This window comes from Rheinheimera sp. KL1 (assembly GCF_001275035.1).
Lineage (GTDB): Bacteria > Pseudomonadota > Gammaproteobacteria > Enterobacterales > Alteromonadaceae > Pararheinheimera > Pararheinheimera tangshanensis.
On sequence record NZ_LAMX01000003.1, the window covers coordinates 14892 to 31905 of the forward strand.

Sequence of the window (17014 nt, forward strand, 5' to 3'; positions counted from 1 at the left end):
CCAAATGGGCCTGTTAGTCAGCGGCTGTAAAATCCAGCAGCTGAGCGCCGTCTTTCACCAGATCTCCAGCGGCATAAAACAGCTGATTGACCACACCATCTTTGGGCGCTTTGATGCTGTATTCCATTTTCATCGCTTCCATCACCAAGAGCGTCTGGCCCGCATTGACTTGCGCACCTTTTTCCACCATCACAGCGACAATAGTGCCGTTCATAGGGGCTGTCAGGCTGCCTGCAGCTGCGCTGTCATCGACTTGCGTTTGCACTTGGGTCTGGTAAATAAAGTCATACCGTTGATGTTTGATAAACACCGATACGATGTCCTGATACTGGCTGACCCGCACTTTCACCTGATGGCCATTTAAATTGGCCTGCAGTTCATCGCCTTGTAAGCTGGCTGTAGCTGAGGTTGTTACGCCTTGTTGCGTTAAGCTAAGCTGTTTACCTTCAGAGCTGATGCTAACCAGACGGGGTTCATTCTGATAAATCAGCGGGAAAGATACAGTTGGAACTTCATTTAAACGCCAGCCTGAACACAAAGCCCATGGGCTTTGATCATCCACATTGTCTGAACGCTCTTTCAGTAACAGATACAAGGCAGCCAATAAGCTGGCTTGTTCGGTTTCAGACTGACCTGGTGCAAACAAGGATTCTTTGTGTCGTTCAATAAAATGCGTATCCAGCTCCGCTTTGGCAAAAGCAGGTTGCTCTACTAAACGGGTTAAGAAATTCAGGTTGTTTTTTACACCAGCAATACGGTAATCATCTAAAGCTCGCAACATACGGGCTATGGCGCGATCACGGTTTTCATCCCAGACAATGAGTTTGGCAATCATAGGATCGTAAAATGGTGAGACTTCGTCGTTTTCGACCACACCTGTATCCACTCGCACATAACGACTGGCTTCAGGCTGGCGTAGATAAGTCAGTTTACCTGTGGCTGGCAGGAAATCATGATCCGGATCTTCAGCATACACCCGCACTTCAATAGCATGACCATCTATGGTGATTTGATCCTGAGTTAAAGGCAGAGGCTGACCGCTGGCGACCAACAGCTGCCATTTGACTAAGTCCTGACCTGTGATCATTTCAGTGACTGGATGTTCGACCTGCAGACGGGTATTCATTTCCATAAAGTAGAAAGAGCCGTCTTCATCAAATAAGAATTCAACAGTACCAGCGCCCTGATACGCAATAGCTTTGGCTGCTTTGACTGCCGCTTCACCCATGGCTTTGCGTTGCTCTGCGCTGAAATTTGGTGCTGGTGCTTCTTCAATCACTTTCTGGTGACGGCGCTGAATAGAGCAGTCGCGCTCAGCTAAATACACCGCATTACCAAAACTGTCGGCAAAGACCTGAATTTCAACATGGCGAGGTTTGGTCAGGTAGCGTTCCATCAGCACTTTGTCATTGCCAAAGCCGTTTAAGGCTTCACGTTTGGCGCCAGCCAAAGCTTCAGCAAATTCGCCACTGTTCCAGACCACACGCATGCCTTTACCACCACCGCCATAAGCGGCTTTTAGTAACAGTGGGTAGCCCACCAGATCAGCTTGTTGCTGTAAAAAGACAGGGTCTTGATTGTCACCATGGTAACCCGGTACTAAAGGTACTCCTGCTTGAGTCATAATCTCTTTGGCGGCGCTTTTACTGCCCATAGCCGCAATGGCAGGTACTGGTGGGCCAATAAAAACCACACCAGCTTTGGCGCAAGCTTCGGCAAATCCTTCGTTTTCAGATAAAAAACCATAACCTGGGTGCACAGCTTCGGCGCCACTTAATTTGGCGATTTCTAAAATCTTGTCTGCCCGTAAATAAGATTCTTTACTGGGTGCAGGGCCCAATAAAAAAGCTTCGTCGGCCATATGCACATGACGGGCATTGGCGTCAGCTTCTGAATAGACAGCGACACAACGAATACCTAGTTTATGGGCAGTTTCTATCACTCGGCAGGCGATTTCGCCCCGGTTGGCGATCAAAATTTTGCGAAACATCAGTCTGTTTTTCCTTATTCTGACCGGATCCAGGCCGGAGTACGTTTTTGTAAAAAGGCGGTTAAGCTTCCTGACCTTCAGCCGAGACACGAATGGCGGCAATACGAGCTGAAGTGCTGTCTATCAGTTGCTGATTAATAGGCTGATGATTCACAGCGGCCATCAGTTCTTTCGCACAGCGCAAAGCTGCAGGGCTGTTATTCAGTAAAATGCCAACAAAATGCTCTGCTGCGCTACTAAGACCACCAGCGTCTACTAATTGATGCACTAAACCTAAATTCAGCGCAGTAGGTGCATCAAAACGTTCTGCCGTTAAGAAATAACGGCGACTGGCACGTTCGCCAATAGCGCGCATCACATAGGGGCTGATCACCGCTGGTATTAAACCGATTTTTACTTCGCTTAAACAAAAGCTGGCACCTTGTTCGGCAACAGCTATATCGCAGCAAGAGACTAAACCCAAAGCACCACCAAAAGCGGCACCTTGCACTAAAGCTATGGTAGGGGCAGGGAAGCAATCCAGTTGGCGCATCAGCTCTGCTAACTGACCTGCATCTTCTAAGTTCTGCTGGTAGTTTTTCTCTGCCATAGAGCGCATCCAGTTCAGATCGGCACCTGCACTGAAGTTTTTACCCAAAGATTTCAGCAACAGTACCCGTACAGCTGGATTAGCGGCCAGGCTTTTTAAGGCGTCAATTAATTCGCCAATCATGCTGTCGTCAAAGGCGTTATGCACTTCAGCGCGGTTCAGCACGAGTTCCGCAACACCGGATGCGTTTAACGAGGTAGTAATAGTTTTATAGTTTTGCATTATGTTTACTCCTTGCCATTACATCCGGAACACGCCAAATTTCGATTCGGCGACAGGCGCATTCAGCGCGGCAGTAAGCGCCAGACCCACCACCATTCGGGTTTGTGCCGGGTCAATAATGCCGTCATCCCATAAACGCGCACTGGCGTAGTAGGGGTGACCTTGTTGTTCGTACTGGGCGACAATAGGCTGACGTATGGCTTGTTCAGCTTCGGCTGTTAAGCTTTCGCCTTTACGGGCTAAGGCGTCTTTAGTCACAGTGGCCATTACACCCGCAGCTTGTTCACCACCCATCACAGAAATACGGGCATTGGGCCACATCCACATCATTGTTGGGTCGTAAGCACGGCCACACATGCCGTAGTTACCGGCACCATAAGAGCCACCAATTAATACGGTAAATTTCGGCACATTGGCACAAGACACCGCCATCACCATTTTGGCGCCGTGTTTAGCGATACCTTCGGCTTCGTATTTTTTACCGACCATAAAGCCGGTGATGTTTTGCAGAAATAAAAGTGGAATTTTGCGCTGGGCACAGAGCTCAATAAAGTGCGCGCCTTTTTGCGCCGACTCAGAAAACAGAATGCCGTTATTGGCTACTATGCCAATAGGCTGGCCGAAAATTCGGGCAAAACCACAGACTAAGGTAGCGCCATAAAACTGTTTGAATTCATCAAAATCAGAGGCATCAACAAGTCGGGCTATCACTTCACGTACATCAAAAGGTTTTTTCAGATCGGTGCCGACTATGCCGTACAGCTCGCTGGCATCATAAAGTGGGGCTTCGACAGGGCGCACGTCACCTTGCACTGGTTTTTGATGATTTAAGCGGCTGACAGCATTACGCGCTAGTTGCAGCGCATGTTCATCGTTCAGTGCATAGTGATCGGCCACACCAGAGATTTTGCAGTGCACATCAGCACCACCTAGCTCTTCGGCCGTGACTTCTTCGCCTGTGGCTGCTTTGACCAATGGCGGGCCTGCTAAAAAGATAGTGCCCTGATCTTTAACAATAATACTTTCATCGGCCATAGCTGGCACATAAGCACCACCTGCAGTACAGAGGCCCATCACCACCGCAATTTGTGGAATACCTTTGGCTGACATACGCGCCTGGTTAAAGAAAATCCGCCCAAAGTGCAGTTTGTCAGGGAAAACGTCGTCCTGACGGGGCAGGTTAGCGCCACCTGAGTCGACCAGATAAATACAAGGCAGATTGCAGGTTTCGGCAATTTCCTGAGCCCGTAAGTGTTTTTTCACGGTAAGCGGATAATAAGTACCACCTTTGACCGTAGCATCGTTGGCCACAATCATGCACTCGACACCATTGACACGGCCTATACCTGCAACTACACCAGCAGCGGGCACATAGTCGTCATAGCATTGCCAGCCAGCAAATTGACCGACTTCTAAAAAGGGAGAGCCCGGGTCTAACAGTTTTTGAATGCGATCACGCACAAACAGCTTACCGCGTGACGTATGACGGGCAATTAAAGCTTCGCCGCCGCCTAATTTGATCTGTTGTACTTTTTGCTCTAAATCATCCACCAAGAGCTGCATCGCCTCTGCATTCTGGATAAATTCGTCACTGCGTGGATTAATTTTGCTATTCAGTCTGGCCACGTTCACCACCTTTGGCTACAGGGTCTAGGAAAAGCCGGACAGGAGTCCGGCTTACTTTATTGGTTATGACTCTTTAAAGGTCGCGCTTAGTTCGATTCGTTAAATAACTCGCGGCCAATTAACATGCGGCGAATTTCTGAGGTGCCAGCACCGATTTCGTACAGCTTGGCATCGCGTAATAAACGCCCTGTAGGGTATTCGTTGATATAACCATTACCGCCTAACAACTGGATGGCGTCCAATGCCATTTGAGTGGCCAGCTCAGCGCTGTATAAAATCGCGCCAGCAGCATCTTTACGGGTGGTTTCACCGCGGTCACAGGCTTTGGCTACAGTGTAGACATAAGCGCGGGCCGCATTCATTTTGGTGTACATGTCGGCTAACTTGCCCTGCACCAGTTGAAATTCACCAATAGACTGGCCAAACTGTTTGCGGTCGTGGATATAAGGCACTACGACATCCATACAGGCTTGCATAATGCCAAGCGGACCGCCGGATAACACCACACGCTCATAGTCCAGACCTGACATCAACACGCGAGCGCCTGTGCCTATGTTGCCTAATACGTTTTCTTCCGGCACTTCACAGTCTTCAAATACCAGCTCACAGGTGTTTGAGCCGCGCATACCCAGCTTGTCGAGTTTTTGTGCCTGACTGAAGCCTTTAAAACCACGTTCAACAATAAAAGCTGTCATGCCTTTAGAACCGGCATTAATGTCAGTTTTGGCGTAAATCACATAGGTATGGGCGTCAGGGCCGTTGGTGATCCACATCTTGTTGCCGTTTAAAATATAACGGTCACCTTGTTTATCAGCGCGTAATTTCATTGAGACTACATCTGAACCTGCGTTAGGCTCAGACATCGCCAGGGCGCCAATATGTTCACCAGAACATAACTTGGGCAGATACTTTTGTTTTTGCGCTTCGTTGCCGTTACGGGCAATCTGGTTCACACATAAGTTGGAATGCGCACCGTAGGATAAAGCGACAGAGGCCGAGGCGCGGCTGATTTCTTCCATCGCCACCACGTGCTCCAGATAACCTAAGCCTGAACCACCGTACTTTTCGTCGACCGTGATGCCTAATAAACCCAGGTCGCCAAATTTACGCCATAAGTCATTCGGGAATTCATTGTCATGGTCGATTTGTGCAGCGCGTGGTGCTATTTCATCACGAGCAAAGCTGTTGACCTGTTCACGGATCATATCGACGGTTTCGCCCAGATCGTAATTTAATGTTTTGTATGTGCTTATCATGACTCTTGATCCCCGTTAGCCCTTCGTATCACGTCGCCTGACTGCAACGCCAACTACTTTGGAAGCTGTTTGATTTGAGTTTGTTTTTAATTAATTCGGTTCTTTGACTTGCTTGGCCTGATCCAGGGTTTCGCGGCAGCGTTTTTCTACTGTCACTAATTCCATCAACACCACTTTGATATCATCCATCTGCTGGTGCAGCTCAGCTTTTTTATGTTCGATCAGTTTCAGCATGGTGCTCAATTGAGTCACGCTACTTTTATCTGCATCGTAGAGTTCAAATAACTGGCCTGTTTCTGACAAGCTAAAGCCCAGTCGTTTGCCGCGCAAAATAAGTTTTAGTCGCACCCTGTCTCTGCGGCTGTAAATACGAGTTTGACCCTGCCGTAACGGTGTTAATAAGCCCTGGTCTTCGTAAAAACGAATACTACGGGTGGTGATATCAAACTCTTTTGCCAGCTCGCTGATGCTGTAGGTTTTGTCGTCTTTTTCTATCATTTGGGCAGTCGCTTGAACGGTCATAGTGGCCTTCCGGTAAAGTGGCGACAACTATAAGTGAAGTTTACGTAAAGGTAAAGCTGTGTTGGCGTCAAATAAGGGCTGGCGGCAGGTTGGACTAGCGCTTTGTAAAGTTAAGGTGCCAAAAGACGGCTACAGAGCGTGTATTTTTCTGAACCTTTCACTGGTCATAGGACCATAGTGTTAGGCGGTTGACGTTGGCGTAAACGTAAATTTGGTGTAGTGTGTGGCCCAACTTTTCATCATGCTTCTGAACGACGGAGAAATGAACATGGCGCAGCACGAAAAAATTGCCATAGTGGCAGCCAAAAGAACGGCAATGGGTGGATTTTTAGGTGGCTTATCTGACGTCAGCAGCACGGATTTAGGCGCACAAGCTATTAAAGCGGCATTAGAGCAAGCTGCTATTGATGGCTCCACGGTTAGCGAAGTCATTATGGGTTGTGTTTTACCCGCTGGTTTAGGCCAGGCTCCGGCTCGTCAGGCGACGTTAAAAGCAGGTTTACCTTTATCTGCCGGTGCGACCACTATTAATAAAGTCTGTGGCTCAGGTTTAAAATCTGTGATGTTAGCGACCGATTTACTGCGTGCCGGTTCTGCTGAAGTCGTAGTGGCAGGTGGCATGGAGTCTATGTCAAACGCTCCTTATATTCTGCCAAAAGCTCGTGCCGGTATGCGCATGGGCCATGCTGAAGTGAAAGATCATATGATGCTGGATGGTCTGGAAAACGCTTACGATGGTAAAGCCATGGGCTGTTTTGCCCAGAAAACGGCTGACGAGCATGATTTCAGCCGCGCTCAGATGGACGACTACGCTGTGTTGTCTTTAACACGTGCGCAGCAAGCGATAAGCTCTGGCGCTTTTGTTGAAGAAATCACTCCTGTGACTTTCCAGACCCGTAAAGGCGAAGTGACCTTTGCCACAGATGAGCAACCTGGCAATGCCAAAGTCGACAAAATTCCTACACTAAAACCAGCTTTCGCTAAAGATGGCACTATCACAGCGGCTAACTCCAGTTCTATTTCTGATGGCGCTGCAGCTTTAGTCTTGATGTGTGCAGAGGATGCCAAAGCGCAAAACAAAACTGTATTGGCTCATGTGGTGGGCCATGCCACGCATTCGCAGGAACCAGAGCTTTTCACTGTTGCGCCAGTGGGGGCTGTGACTAAGCTGTTAGCCAAATTAGGCTGGACAACTTCCGATGTGGACCTGTGGGAAATTAACGAAGCTTTTGCCATGGTGACTATGCTGGCGATTAAAGAGCTGAAACTGGATGTCAACAAAGTCAACGTAAACGGTGGCGCTTGTGCTCTGGGTCATCCTATAGGTGCTTCAGGTGCCCGTATTCTGGTGACTTTAATTCATGCGTTAAAAGCGCGTGGCTTAAAACGTGGTATCGCTACTTTATGTATAGGTGGTGGCGAAGCTGTGGCTTTAGCGGTAGAGCTGCCGTAATAAATAAAAAAGGCGCGGTAAAAACTGCGTCTTTTGCTTAGAAGAATTTAATAAAAAATATATTTAAATCAACAGGTTTAATCAAAGGTTGTGTTTAAAACAGACATGACCAGCAATAGGGGAGACGTATTAATGGCCCATCAGGTTCAGTTATTTATCAACGGTGAATTTGTCCCGTCCAAGTCCGAGCGTTTTATTCCGGTGACAGATCCTGCCACTCAGGACGTGATAGCTCAGGTGCCTTGCACTACAGCAGAAGAAATGGCTTTTGCTATTGCCTCAGCCAAAGAAGCCTTTAAAAGCTGGAAAGAAGTGCCGGTGTCAGAACGTGCCCGTTTAATGATGCGTTTTGCGCATTTATTAAAAGAACATCAGGCTGAAATCGCTGACATTATTTGCCGTGAATTAGGCAAAACAGTGGAAGATGCCAAAGGCGATGTCTGGCGTGGTATTGAAGTGGTTGAACAAGCCGCTAATATTCCTTCGTTAATGATGGGCGAGACTGTTGAAAACGTAGCGCGCAGCATTGACACCTACAGTTATATTCAGCCTTTAGGGGTTTGTGCTGGCATTACGCCATTTAACTTCCCGGCTATGATCCCGCTGTGGATGTTCCCAATGGCTATCGCCTGCGGTAACACTTTTATTCTAAAACCCTCTGAACAAGACCCAATGACAGTGAATAAAATCGCTGAGCTTTTTGCTTTAGCTGGCGCACCAGCTGGTGTGCTGCAGGTGGTGCATGGCAATAAAGAGCAGGTGGATGTGTTATTACGTCACCCGGACATCAAAGCGATTTCTTTTGTGGGTTCTGTCAATGTGGGCCAGTACATCTATAAAACCGGCACCGATCATTTAAAACGCGTACAGGCCTTTGCTGGTGCGAAAAACCATATGGTCATCATGCCAGATGCCAATAAACAACAAGTAATTAATGCCTTAGTTGGTGCTTCAGTCGGAGCTGCAGGTCAGCGTTGTATGGCTATTTCTGTGGCTGTTTTTGTGGGTGATTCGCAGCAGTGGATCCCTGAAGTAGCAGCTGCTATCGCCAAAGTTCGCCCTGGTGTGTATACAGATCCTGAAGCGGCCTACGGCCCACAAATTAGTCCGCAAGCTAAGGCCCGTATTTTGTCGTTAATCGAACAAGGCAAAGTCGAAGGTGCCACTTGTTTAGTGGATGGCTCAGATGTCAAAGTTGCTGGTTATCCACATGGCAACTGGGTCGGTCCTACCGTATTCAGTGACGTGACTCCTGACATGACTATCTACAAAGAAGAAATATTTGGCCCAGTGCTCGCGACTGTGAACGCAGCTTCTTTGGATGAAGCCATTGAGCTTGTCAACAACAGCCCATACGGCAACGGTACTTCTATTTTTACCGCCAGCGGCGCTGCAGCCCGTAAATATCAGCATGAAATTGAAGTAGGTCAGGTCGGTATTAATATTCCAATTCCTGTGCCTCTGCCATTTTTCTCGTTCACGGGCTGGAAAGGCTCATTCTACGGCGATCAACATGCTTATGGTAAACAAGCTGTGCGTTTCTACACAGAAACCAAAACTATCACAGCCCGTTGGTTTGATGACTCTATTCCGGTGTCAGGCCCAAATATGTCGATTAACCTACGTTAAGTAGAGCGGTATAAAAGCGTTCTGTGTTAAAGCAGAACGCTTGTTTAACAAAGTATTAGAAAAAAGCCTTAAGGCAAACAACCAAGCCAGACCAAATGCGTATAAATGCATGAAGACCAAAGCGGCAGAGCTATTAAAGTGCGATAGACACGGCTCTACTGCCAACCTCAGGGTGATGTGATGAATTTTAATTTAACAGACGATCAAAAGGCCTTTGTTGAGGTCGCCAAACAATTCGCTGAACAAGAGCTGGCTCCACATGCCGCGGCATGGGACCGGGATCATCATTTTCCAAAAGATGTGATCCAAAAAGCCGGTGAGTTAGGTTTTTGTTCTTTATACACGCCGGAAGAACAAGGTGGTATGGGGTTATCCCGTTTAGATTCGAGCATTATTTTTGAACAGCTGTCGATGGGCTGTACTGCAACAACGGCCATGTTAACCATCCATAATATGGCCACCTGGATGATAGCAAGCTGGGGCACGGAAGATGCGAAAGCCCAGTGGTGCCCAGAGTTAGTCACAGGCGAAAAGCTGGCGTCTTATTGTTTAACTGAACCAGGGTCAGGTTCTGATGCAGCGTCTTTGCGCACCAGTGCGAAAAAAGACGGTGATCACTATGTGCTGAACGGCTCCAAGATGTTTATCTCTGGTGCTGGCGAAACAGAAGTATTAGTGGTAATGGCGCGCACCGGTGAAGCTGGCCCTAAAGGCATCTCCGCTTTTATCGTACCTGCAGATGCACAAGGCGTGATTTATGGCAAAGCCGAAGAAAAAATGGGCTGGAATGCCCAACCAACCCGCTTAATTACTTTTGACAATGTACGTATCCCAGCGCATTACCTGCTCGGCAATGAAGGTGAGGGTTTTAGTTTTGCGATGAAAGGCTTAGACGGCGGCCGTATTAATATTGCGACTTGCTCTATTGGTACAGCGCAACAAGCTTTAAACACAGCCCGTAACTATATGCTGGAGCGTCAGCAGTTTGGTAAACCACTGGCCGCCTTTCAAGCCTTGCAGTTTAAACTGGCTGATATGGCAACAGAATTGGTAGCGGCGCGTCAGTTAGTGCGTTTAGCGGCTTTTAAACTGGATGCTGATGATCCGGAAAAAACCGCCTATTGTGCTATGGCCAAACGTTTTGCCACAGATGTGGGATTCCAGGTGTGTGACCAGGCACTGCAACTGCACGGTGGTTATGGTTACATCAAAGAATACCCGCTGGAGCGTCATTTCCGTGATGTTCGGGTGCACCAGATATTGGAAGGCACTAATGAAATTATGCGCTTGATCATTGGTCGACGGTTACTGGATGAAGCAGCAAACGAGATCCTGTAACTTTATGCCCCCAAACAAAGCAGGTTTTTGGCCTGCTTTGTCTAATTTAAAGATTAAAGCTAACCGGTATTAGTTAATAAAAGACCGGTAAAAATGGAGATTTTATGGCACAACTCAAACTCGAAAAACGCGGCCATACCGCTTTAATTACCATGGCAAATCCTCCTGCCAATACCTGGACCAAAGAGACCTTGACGCAATGTGATGCGGTGAAATCTTTGGAGCAGGATAAAACTATTTATGCCCTGGTGATCACAGGTGAAGGTGAAAAATTCTTCTCTGCTGGTGCTGATTTAAACCTGTTTGCCTCTGGTGACAAAGCTGTCGCTGCTGATATGTCTGCCATTTTTGGTGAAGCCTTTGAAACCTTAACTGCCTTTCGTGGCGTCTCTATTGCCGCCATTAATGGTTATGCCATGGGCGGTGGTCTTGAAGTCGCCTTAGCCTGTGATATCCGTATCGCTGAAACTCAGGCGCAAATGGCTTTACCTGAAGCCAAAGTCGGTTTATTACCTTGCGCAGGTGGTACTCAGAATCTGGCGATATTGGTTGGCGAAGGCTGGGCTAAACGTATGATCCTCTGTGGGGAACGTTTAACCGCAGACAAGGCCTTACAGATAGGTTTAGTCGAAGAAGTGGTAGGCACTGGCATGGCGCTGGAAGCGGCTTTACTGCTGGCAGATAAAGTAGCGGAGCAAAGCCCGCCTGCAGTGGCTGCCTGTAAGCAACTGATCCAAAAGGGGCGTAGCGCGCCTGTACAAAGTGCCTTGCCTTTAGAGCGTGAACTGTTTGTGAAGTTATTTGATACCAAAGATCAGGTGGAAGGTGTGCAGGCTTTTTTACAAAAACGTAAAGCCAGCTGGATTAACGGATAAGGTACAAAACATGACTGAAGCTACGAACCCGCAGGATGTTGTGCTGTTTGAAGAAATCGCCTGTGTCGGTGGTAAAATTATCGGTATCGCCACTTTAAACTCAGAAAAATCGCTGAATGCGTTGAGTTTGCCAATGGTCGAACTCTTGCTGCCACAAATGCAGCAATGGAAAAACGACCACAATATCGCTTTGGTTGTACTGCAGGGCGCTGGCGATAAAGCCTTTTGTGCCGGCGGAGATATCCGCGATTTGTATCAGGCGATGAAAGCAGCCCCTGATACCTACCAGCCTTATGTCGAAGACTTTTTTACTAAAGAATACAATCTTGATTATTTAATCCATACCTTCGACAAGCCTGTGCTGGTCTGGGGTAATGGCATAGTGATGGGCGGCGGTTTAGGCCTGATGGCGGGTGCGTCACATCGTATAGTCACAGCCAGCAGCCGTATTGCGATGCCAGAGATGGCCATAGGTTTATACCCAGATGTCGGTGGCAGCTGGTTTTTAAACCGTATGCCAGAAGGTTGCGGTTTATTCCTCGGTTTAACAGGTGCCTCCATCAATTCAGCTGATGCCAAATTGATTGATTTAGCCGATCATTTTTTAACTCATGATAAAAAAGCTACTGTGCTGGATAAATTAACTCAGGTGAAATGGGGCAATACCATAGCGCTGAATCATCAAAAGCTGACGGACTTATTACTCGGCATGGAAGACATGTGCCGCAGTCAAATGCCCCCAAGTCAAATCCGTTTGCATCAGGCGTCGATCAGTGCTGTAGGTCGTGCCACCTCGCTGCAGCAGGCTGTGGAGCTGATTCTGGCTATGCCAAACGAAGATGCCTGGCTGACCAAAGCCAAGGCTTCGTTGCAGTACGGCAGCCCTATCACAGCCCATATTGTCTACCGGTTGTTAGAGCTTGGCCAAAGCAAAATACTGGCGGACTCGTTCCGGCTGGAGCTGGGCTTAAGTGTGCAGTGCGGCAAACTGGGTGAATTTACCGAAGGGGTGCGGGCACTGCTGATCGACAAAGATCAAAAGCCAAACTGGCGTTATAAAACTGTGTCTGACGTGCCTGCTGATGTGATTAATCAGCTGTTTCATTCGCCATGGGCCGCTGACTTACACCCATTACAACATTTAGGTTCATTGGAGCATTAACATGAGTACAGTTGCATTTATTGGTTTAGGCAATATGGGCGGCCCTATGGCCAGCAACCTGCTCAAAGCGGGTTTTAAAGTTCAGGCTTTTGATTTATCCGAAACTGCTTTAGCTCAGCTGGCAGCTGAGGGTGCTAAAGCCTGTACTTCTGCAGCAGAAGCGGCCACAGCTGCTGATTTTGTGATTTCCATGCTGCCAGCAGGTAAACATGTCGCTATGACCTATACAGGCGAAACAGGCATAGCTTCAGTTCTTCGCAAAGACGCACTAGTCATTGATTGCTCTACTATTGATGCGACCACAGCCCGTAAAGTGGGTGCAGAACTGGCAGCGCAGGGGATAGCTTTTATCGATGCCCCTGTCTCAGGCGGTGTTGGTGGTGCCAAAGCTGGTACCTTGACCTTTATCGTCGGTGGTTCAGAGCAAAACTTTAACCGTGCTCAGAGTGTGTTGTCTGCTATGGGCAAAAACCTGTTTCATGCCGGCGATGTAGGCGCAGGTCAGGTTGCGAAAATTTGCAACAATATGCTGTTGTCTGTCTTAATGGTCGGCACCAGTGAAGCGCTGCAACTGGGGATAGATAATGGTTTGGATCCCAAAGTGTTATCTGACATTATGCTGAAAAGCTCAGGCCGCAACTGGACTTTAGAGCTGTATAACCCATGTCCTGATGTGATGCCAAATGTACCGTCCAGCAATGGTTATCAGGGGGGCTTTATGGTGGATTTAATGGCAAAAGATTTGTCTTTAGCTACAGAAACCGCTTTATCCAGCCAGTCCAGTACACCTATGGGCACTTTAGCCCGTAGCCTTTATGTGGCGCATCAGCGTCAGGGCCACGGTAAAGAAGATTTCTCAGGTATTTTTCAGATGTTTGCCAAAAAGAACTAAGAGTTCTGAGGCGGACTGTTTATAGAGAGCATGCAGGTTTTGCAGGTAATAAGAAAATGAATTTAAAAGATAAAACAATAGTAGTGACAGGTGGTGCTCAGGGCCTGGGTTTAGAAATGGCCCGGATGTTGTCCGCTGAAGGTGCTCATTTAGCTTTGCTGGATATGAATGCAGAACAATTAAACGCAGCTCAGGCTGAATTGTCGGCTACTGGTGTGACAGTGCGTACTTATGTCTGTAACGTCGCCAATGAAGAAAGTGTCGAAACGACTTTTGCCGCTATTGCAGCAGATTTTGGCACTATAGATGGCCTGATTAACAACGCTGGTATTTTGCGTGACGGTTTATTGCTGAAATTTAAAGACGGCGAACTGGTCAGCAAAATGTCGCATCAACAGTTTCAGTCTGTGATTGACGTGAATTTAACAGGCGTGTTTTTGTGTGGCCGTGAAGCCGCCGCTTTAATGGTGAAATCAGGCTGTAAAGGGGTGATTATCAATATGTCGAGCGTAGCCCGCTCCGGCAATATGGGCCAAACCAACTATGCAGCCTCTAAAGCTGGAGTGGTGGCGATGACAGTAACCTGGGCCCGTGAATTAGGCCGTTACGGCATTCGTGTGGGCGCTATAGCACCAGGTGTGATCCGCACAGCGATGACCGACGCGATGAAACCTGAAGCCCGTGATCGTTTAGTCGCGATGAAACCGGTTGGCCGTTTAGGTGAGGCCGCAGAAATCGCGCACACTGCGAAATACATCTTTGAAAATGACTTCTTTACCGGCCGTGTCGTTGAAGTGGATGGCGGTATTAGTATGTAACTTTATAAAGGCAGAGTGATAAACTCTGCCTTTATAAAATCTGGTTACAGGATCTCACCGATGAAACTTATTCTCCTGCCTTTGCTGCTTTTGGCCTCTGCTTTTATCTCTGCACAGCAACTGGATACCCCGAATTACACCGTTGAAATTCAGCAACTTTGTCCTGAAGGTGAAGTGCAGTGCCAACAGGTGCTGTACAAAGGTACTTCTAAAGTATCGGGTGCCAGCATCGAATTAAAGGGCACGGCCTGGCATAGTTGGTGTGCTGATGGCGTTACGCCCTGTCGTTTTTTAGGCTATCAGTTCAAGAATGGCCGAATCCGTTATCTGGTGCATGAGTCGGGTTTATTACAGGTGATCGGCCGTTCAGGCAGAGTTTTAGTGGAAGAGCAGGGGATCTGGGACTATCAACAAGGCACTCAACAAGAGCAGCCAAACCACAATACGAAACCAGAACCAAAGGCGAAAGCATGACACCGCTCGATGCTGGCACCTTACAACTGCGTTTGCTGACTGAAGCTGATTGGCCATTATTCCTTGAGCTGCATCGTCATGAGCAAGTGCTGCAGTATGTGGCAGATCCTTTTTCTGAACAGCAAATTCGTCAGCGTTTTGAGGAGAGGTTACAACCCTGGCAAGCCGGTGCTCTGCATTGGTTGAGTTTGGTGGTTGTAGAAAAACAAAGTGGTGCTGCAACAGGAGTGTGTGGTTTTCATTGCCTGGATCTAGATGTTGATGTGCCTTTAACCGCCGAAGTGGGTTATCTGTTTTTACCAGAGTTTTTTGGCAAAGGTTATGCGACTTTGGCGTTAAAAACCTGCCTGGAGTATGGGGCTACACTGGGTATCAAGCAGTGGCAGGCTTTGGTCACCGAAGGCAATGTGGGCTCAGGCCGGGTACTGGAAAAATGTGGTTTTCACCTGGTCGAACGTCAGCATAATGGTTATCAGATAGGTGATAAGTTTTTTGTAGATCTAATTTACAAAAAAACAGCTTAAAAATGACGGCACAGGAGTACCAGTGTGATCCCGGTAGAATTTATTTTGTTGCTGCTGAGCCCGATTTTTTTCATCTTTATTGCTTTTGAATGGCTCCATAGCGAAAAACGTGGCAAGGCGTTGTACCAATGGCGCGATACCGCCGCTAACTTTGCTTTAGCCGCTTTGCATCAGGCCGGTGATTTTATTGCGTTGCTGGTGCTGTTGCCGCTGATGTTATGGTTATCACAATTCGCCTTGTTTTCTATTGAATTTTCGGCGCTGAATTTGTTTGTACTTTTTATCGCCCAAGACTTTTTGTATTACTGGTTTCACCGCTGCTCGCACAGAGTGCGCTGGTTATGGGCTTCTCATGTGGCGCATCATAGTTCGCGTTTAATGAATTTCAGCACGGCTTTTCGCCAGTCTTTAACTTACCCTATTTCTGGTATGTGGTTATTCTGGTTGCCTCTGGTTTTACTGGGTTTTGAGGTGCAACTGGTGTTGGCTGTTGTGGCCATTAATTTAGCCTTTCAGTTTTTTGTCCACACCCAGTCGGGTAAACACTGGGGCATTCTGGGCTTAGTGCTGAATACGCCTGCCTGGCATCGCGTGCACCATGCCTGCAATCCCCAGTATATAGACCGTAACTATGCCGGTGTTCTAATTATCTGGGACAGACTTTTTGGCACTTTTGTACCAGAAGACGAAGCTTGTCGTTATGGTATCACCGACGATTTTCAGTCGAATAATCCCATCACTATTACGTTTTATGAATGGCGCAAAATAGTCTTGTTATGGCCACAGCTTAAAGGCTGGCGTAATAAACATAAACTGCTGTTTGGTCCACCAGAAGCCTTTTCTGAATTGTGTGTATCGAACAAGAAAAAACAGGGAAAGGAGTTGGAAGGTAGTGAATAAACTGGTGCTGAAGTTATTGGCGGTGGTGTTCGTTGTTTTCTTTGCTCTGTGGAAACTGTCTTCCAGCGTGACGTTTCAGCTGTTTGGTGAGCTGATCTACCAAGTAGACACAGAACAAAAACTGGTGGCTTTAACTTTTGATGACGGCCCAACTCCACATCATACAGCCGGTGTTTTACAGCTTCTGGATTTGTATCAGGTCAAAGCCACCTTTTTTGTCACTGGCTCCGAGACTCAGCGTTATATGACGCAGGCGAAACAAATTGTCGCCGCAGGTCATCAGCTTGGCAATCACAGCTGGTCGCATCAGCGCATGCTCTTTATGTCGTTGGACGAGATTAACCGCGAAATTGAAGGCACGGATCAGCAAATCCGCGATGCAGGTTATCAAGGCGAGATTTTGTTCCGGCCGCCTTATGGTAAAAAACTGCTATTGCTACCCTGGTATCTGGCAAAGACCCACAGAACCAGTATTACTTGGGATATAGCGCCTGAGACCTTTGACGAGGACTCTGAAGATCCACAGACTATGGCAGCGCAAGTGTTGGAGCAGGTTCGGCCCGGTTCTATTGTGTTGCTGCATCTGATGTACAAGAACTACGATGCCTCACGAGCGGCATTACCGCTGATTATCAAAGGCTTAAAACAGAAAGGTTATAAAATGGTCAGGGTATCTGACTTGCTTGCTGCAGAAAAGCTGGCCGCAGTAGAACACTAATCAGGTAAACAGGGCTCTGGTTAGAG

The 17014-nt window shown here is 47.7% G+C and carries 16 protein-coding genes; 11 read left to right on the plus strand and 5 right to left on the minus strand.

Annotated features, from left to right (window positions below; translation table 11 throughout):
• Nucleotides 1–13: 13 nt before the first annotated feature.
• The 5 genes from WH43_RS00795 to WH43_RS00815 form a co-directional block, all read right to left on the minus strand.
• The gene (locus WH43_RS00795; RefSeq protein ID WP_053422766.1) at nt 14–1990 is read right to left on the minus strand and encodes an acetyl-CoA carboxylase biotin carboxylase subunit; all 1977 of its coding nucleotides are present in this window, start codon (nt 1988–1990) and stop codon (nt 14–16) included.
• Between the two features lie 61 nt (nt 1991–2051).
• Nucleotides 2052–2801: an enoyl-CoA hydratase-related protein gene (locus WH43_RS00800; RefSeq protein WP_286049373.1), complete on the minus strand. Its 750-nt coding sequence runs from the start codon at nt 2799–2801 to the stop codon at nt 2052–2054.
• A gap of 18 nt (nt 2802–2819) precedes the next feature.
• Entirely contained in the window at nt 2820–4427 is a 1608-nt protein-coding gene (locus tag WH43_RS00805; protein ID WP_053422767.1) for a carboxyl transferase domain-containing protein, read from the minus strand.
• An 86-nt stretch (nt 4428–4513) separates the two neighbouring features.
• Nucleotides 4514–5683 (minus strand): isovaleryl-CoA dehydrogenase, encoded by a 1170-nt coding sequence (locus WH43_RS00810; protein ID WP_053422768.1) that lies wholly within the window; start codon nt 5681–5683, stop codon nt 4514–4516.
• 90 nt (nt 5684–5773) lie between these two features.
• Nucleotides 5774–6205: a MerR family transcriptional regulator gene (locus tag WH43_RS00815; RefSeq protein WP_286049374.1), complete on the minus strand. Its 432-nt coding sequence runs from the start codon at nt 6203–6205 to the stop codon at nt 5774–5776.
• A 268-nt stretch (nt 6206–6473) separates the two neighbouring features.
• Here WH43_RS00815 and WH43_RS00820 point away from each other — a divergent pair, with 268 nt between their 5' ends.
• The 11 genes from WH43_RS00820 (at nt 6474) to WH43_RS00870 (ending at nt 16988) form a co-directional block, all read left to right on the plus strand.
• Nucleotides 6474–7658, plus strand: a complete 1185-nt coding sequence (locus tag WH43_RS00820) for a thiolase family protein (RefSeq protein WP_053422769.1) — start codon at nt 6474–6476, stop codon at nt 7656–7658.
• Nucleotides 7659–7790: 132 nt separating this feature from the next.
• The gene (locus WH43_RS00825; RefSeq protein WP_053422770.1) at nt 7791–9287 is read left to right on the plus strand and encodes a CoA-acylating methylmalonate-semialdehyde dehydrogenase; all 1497 of its coding nucleotides are present in this window, start codon (nt 7791–7793) and stop codon (nt 9285–9287) included.
• A 180-nt stretch (nt 9288–9467) separates the two neighbouring features.
• Nucleotides 9468–10625: an acyl-CoA dehydrogenase family protein gene (locus WH43_RS00830; protein ID WP_053422771.1), complete on the plus strand. Its 1158-nt coding sequence runs from the start codon at nt 9468–9470 to the stop codon at nt 10623–10625.
• A 104-nt stretch (nt 10626–10729) separates the two neighbouring features.
• The gene (locus WH43_RS00835; protein WP_053422772.1) at nt 10730–11500 is read left to right on the plus strand and encodes an enoyl-CoA hydratase; all 771 of its coding nucleotides are present in this window, start codon (nt 10730–10732) and stop codon (nt 11498–11500) included.
• A gap of 10 nt (nt 11501–11510) precedes the next feature.
• Nucleotides 11511–12662, plus strand: a complete 1152-nt coding sequence (locus tag WH43_RS00840; protein WP_053422773.1) for an enoyl-CoA hydratase/isomerase family protein — start codon at nt 11511–11513, stop codon at nt 12660–12662.
• Between the two features lies 1 nt (nt 12663).
• A complete protein-coding gene (mmsB, locus tag WH43_RS00845; RefSeq protein ID WP_053422774.1) occupies nt 12664–13554 on the plus strand; it encodes a 3-hydroxyisobutyrate dehydrogenase in 891 nt (296 codons plus the stop codon).
• A gap of 56 nt (nt 13555–13610) precedes the next feature.
• Nucleotides 13611–14372: an SDR family oxidoreductase gene (locus tag WH43_RS00850; RefSeq protein ID WP_053422775.1), complete on the plus strand. Its 762-nt coding sequence runs from the start codon at nt 13611–13613 to the stop codon at nt 14370–14372.
• Between the two features lie 60 nt (nt 14373–14432).
• A complete protein-coding gene (locus tag WH43_RS00855; RefSeq protein WP_286049375.1) occupies nt 14433–14846 on the plus strand; it encodes a hypothetical protein in 414 nt (137 codons plus the stop codon).
• The gene (locus tag WH43_RS00860; protein ID WP_053422776.1) at nt 14843–15370 is read left to right on the plus strand and encodes a GNAT family N-acetyltransferase; all 528 of its coding nucleotides are present in this window, start codon (nt 14843–14845) and stop codon (nt 15368–15370) included. The genes WH43_RS00855 and WH43_RS00860 overlap by 4 nt, the downstream gene beginning before the upstream one ends.
• A 24-nt stretch (nt 15371–15394) precedes the next feature.
• Nucleotides 15395–16270, plus strand: coding sequence for a sterol desaturase family protein (locus WH43_RS00865; RefSeq protein ID WP_286049376.1), 876 nt, complete (start codon nt 15395–15397; stop codon nt 16268–16270).
• Nucleotides 16263–16988 (plus strand): polysaccharide deacetylase family protein, encoded by a 726-nt coding sequence (locus WH43_RS00870; RefSeq protein WP_053422777.1) that lies wholly within the window; start codon nt 16263–16265, stop codon nt 16986–16988. The genes WH43_RS00865 and WH43_RS00870 overlap by 8 nt, the downstream gene beginning before the upstream one ends.
• Nucleotides 16989–17014 lie beyond the last annotated feature (26 nt).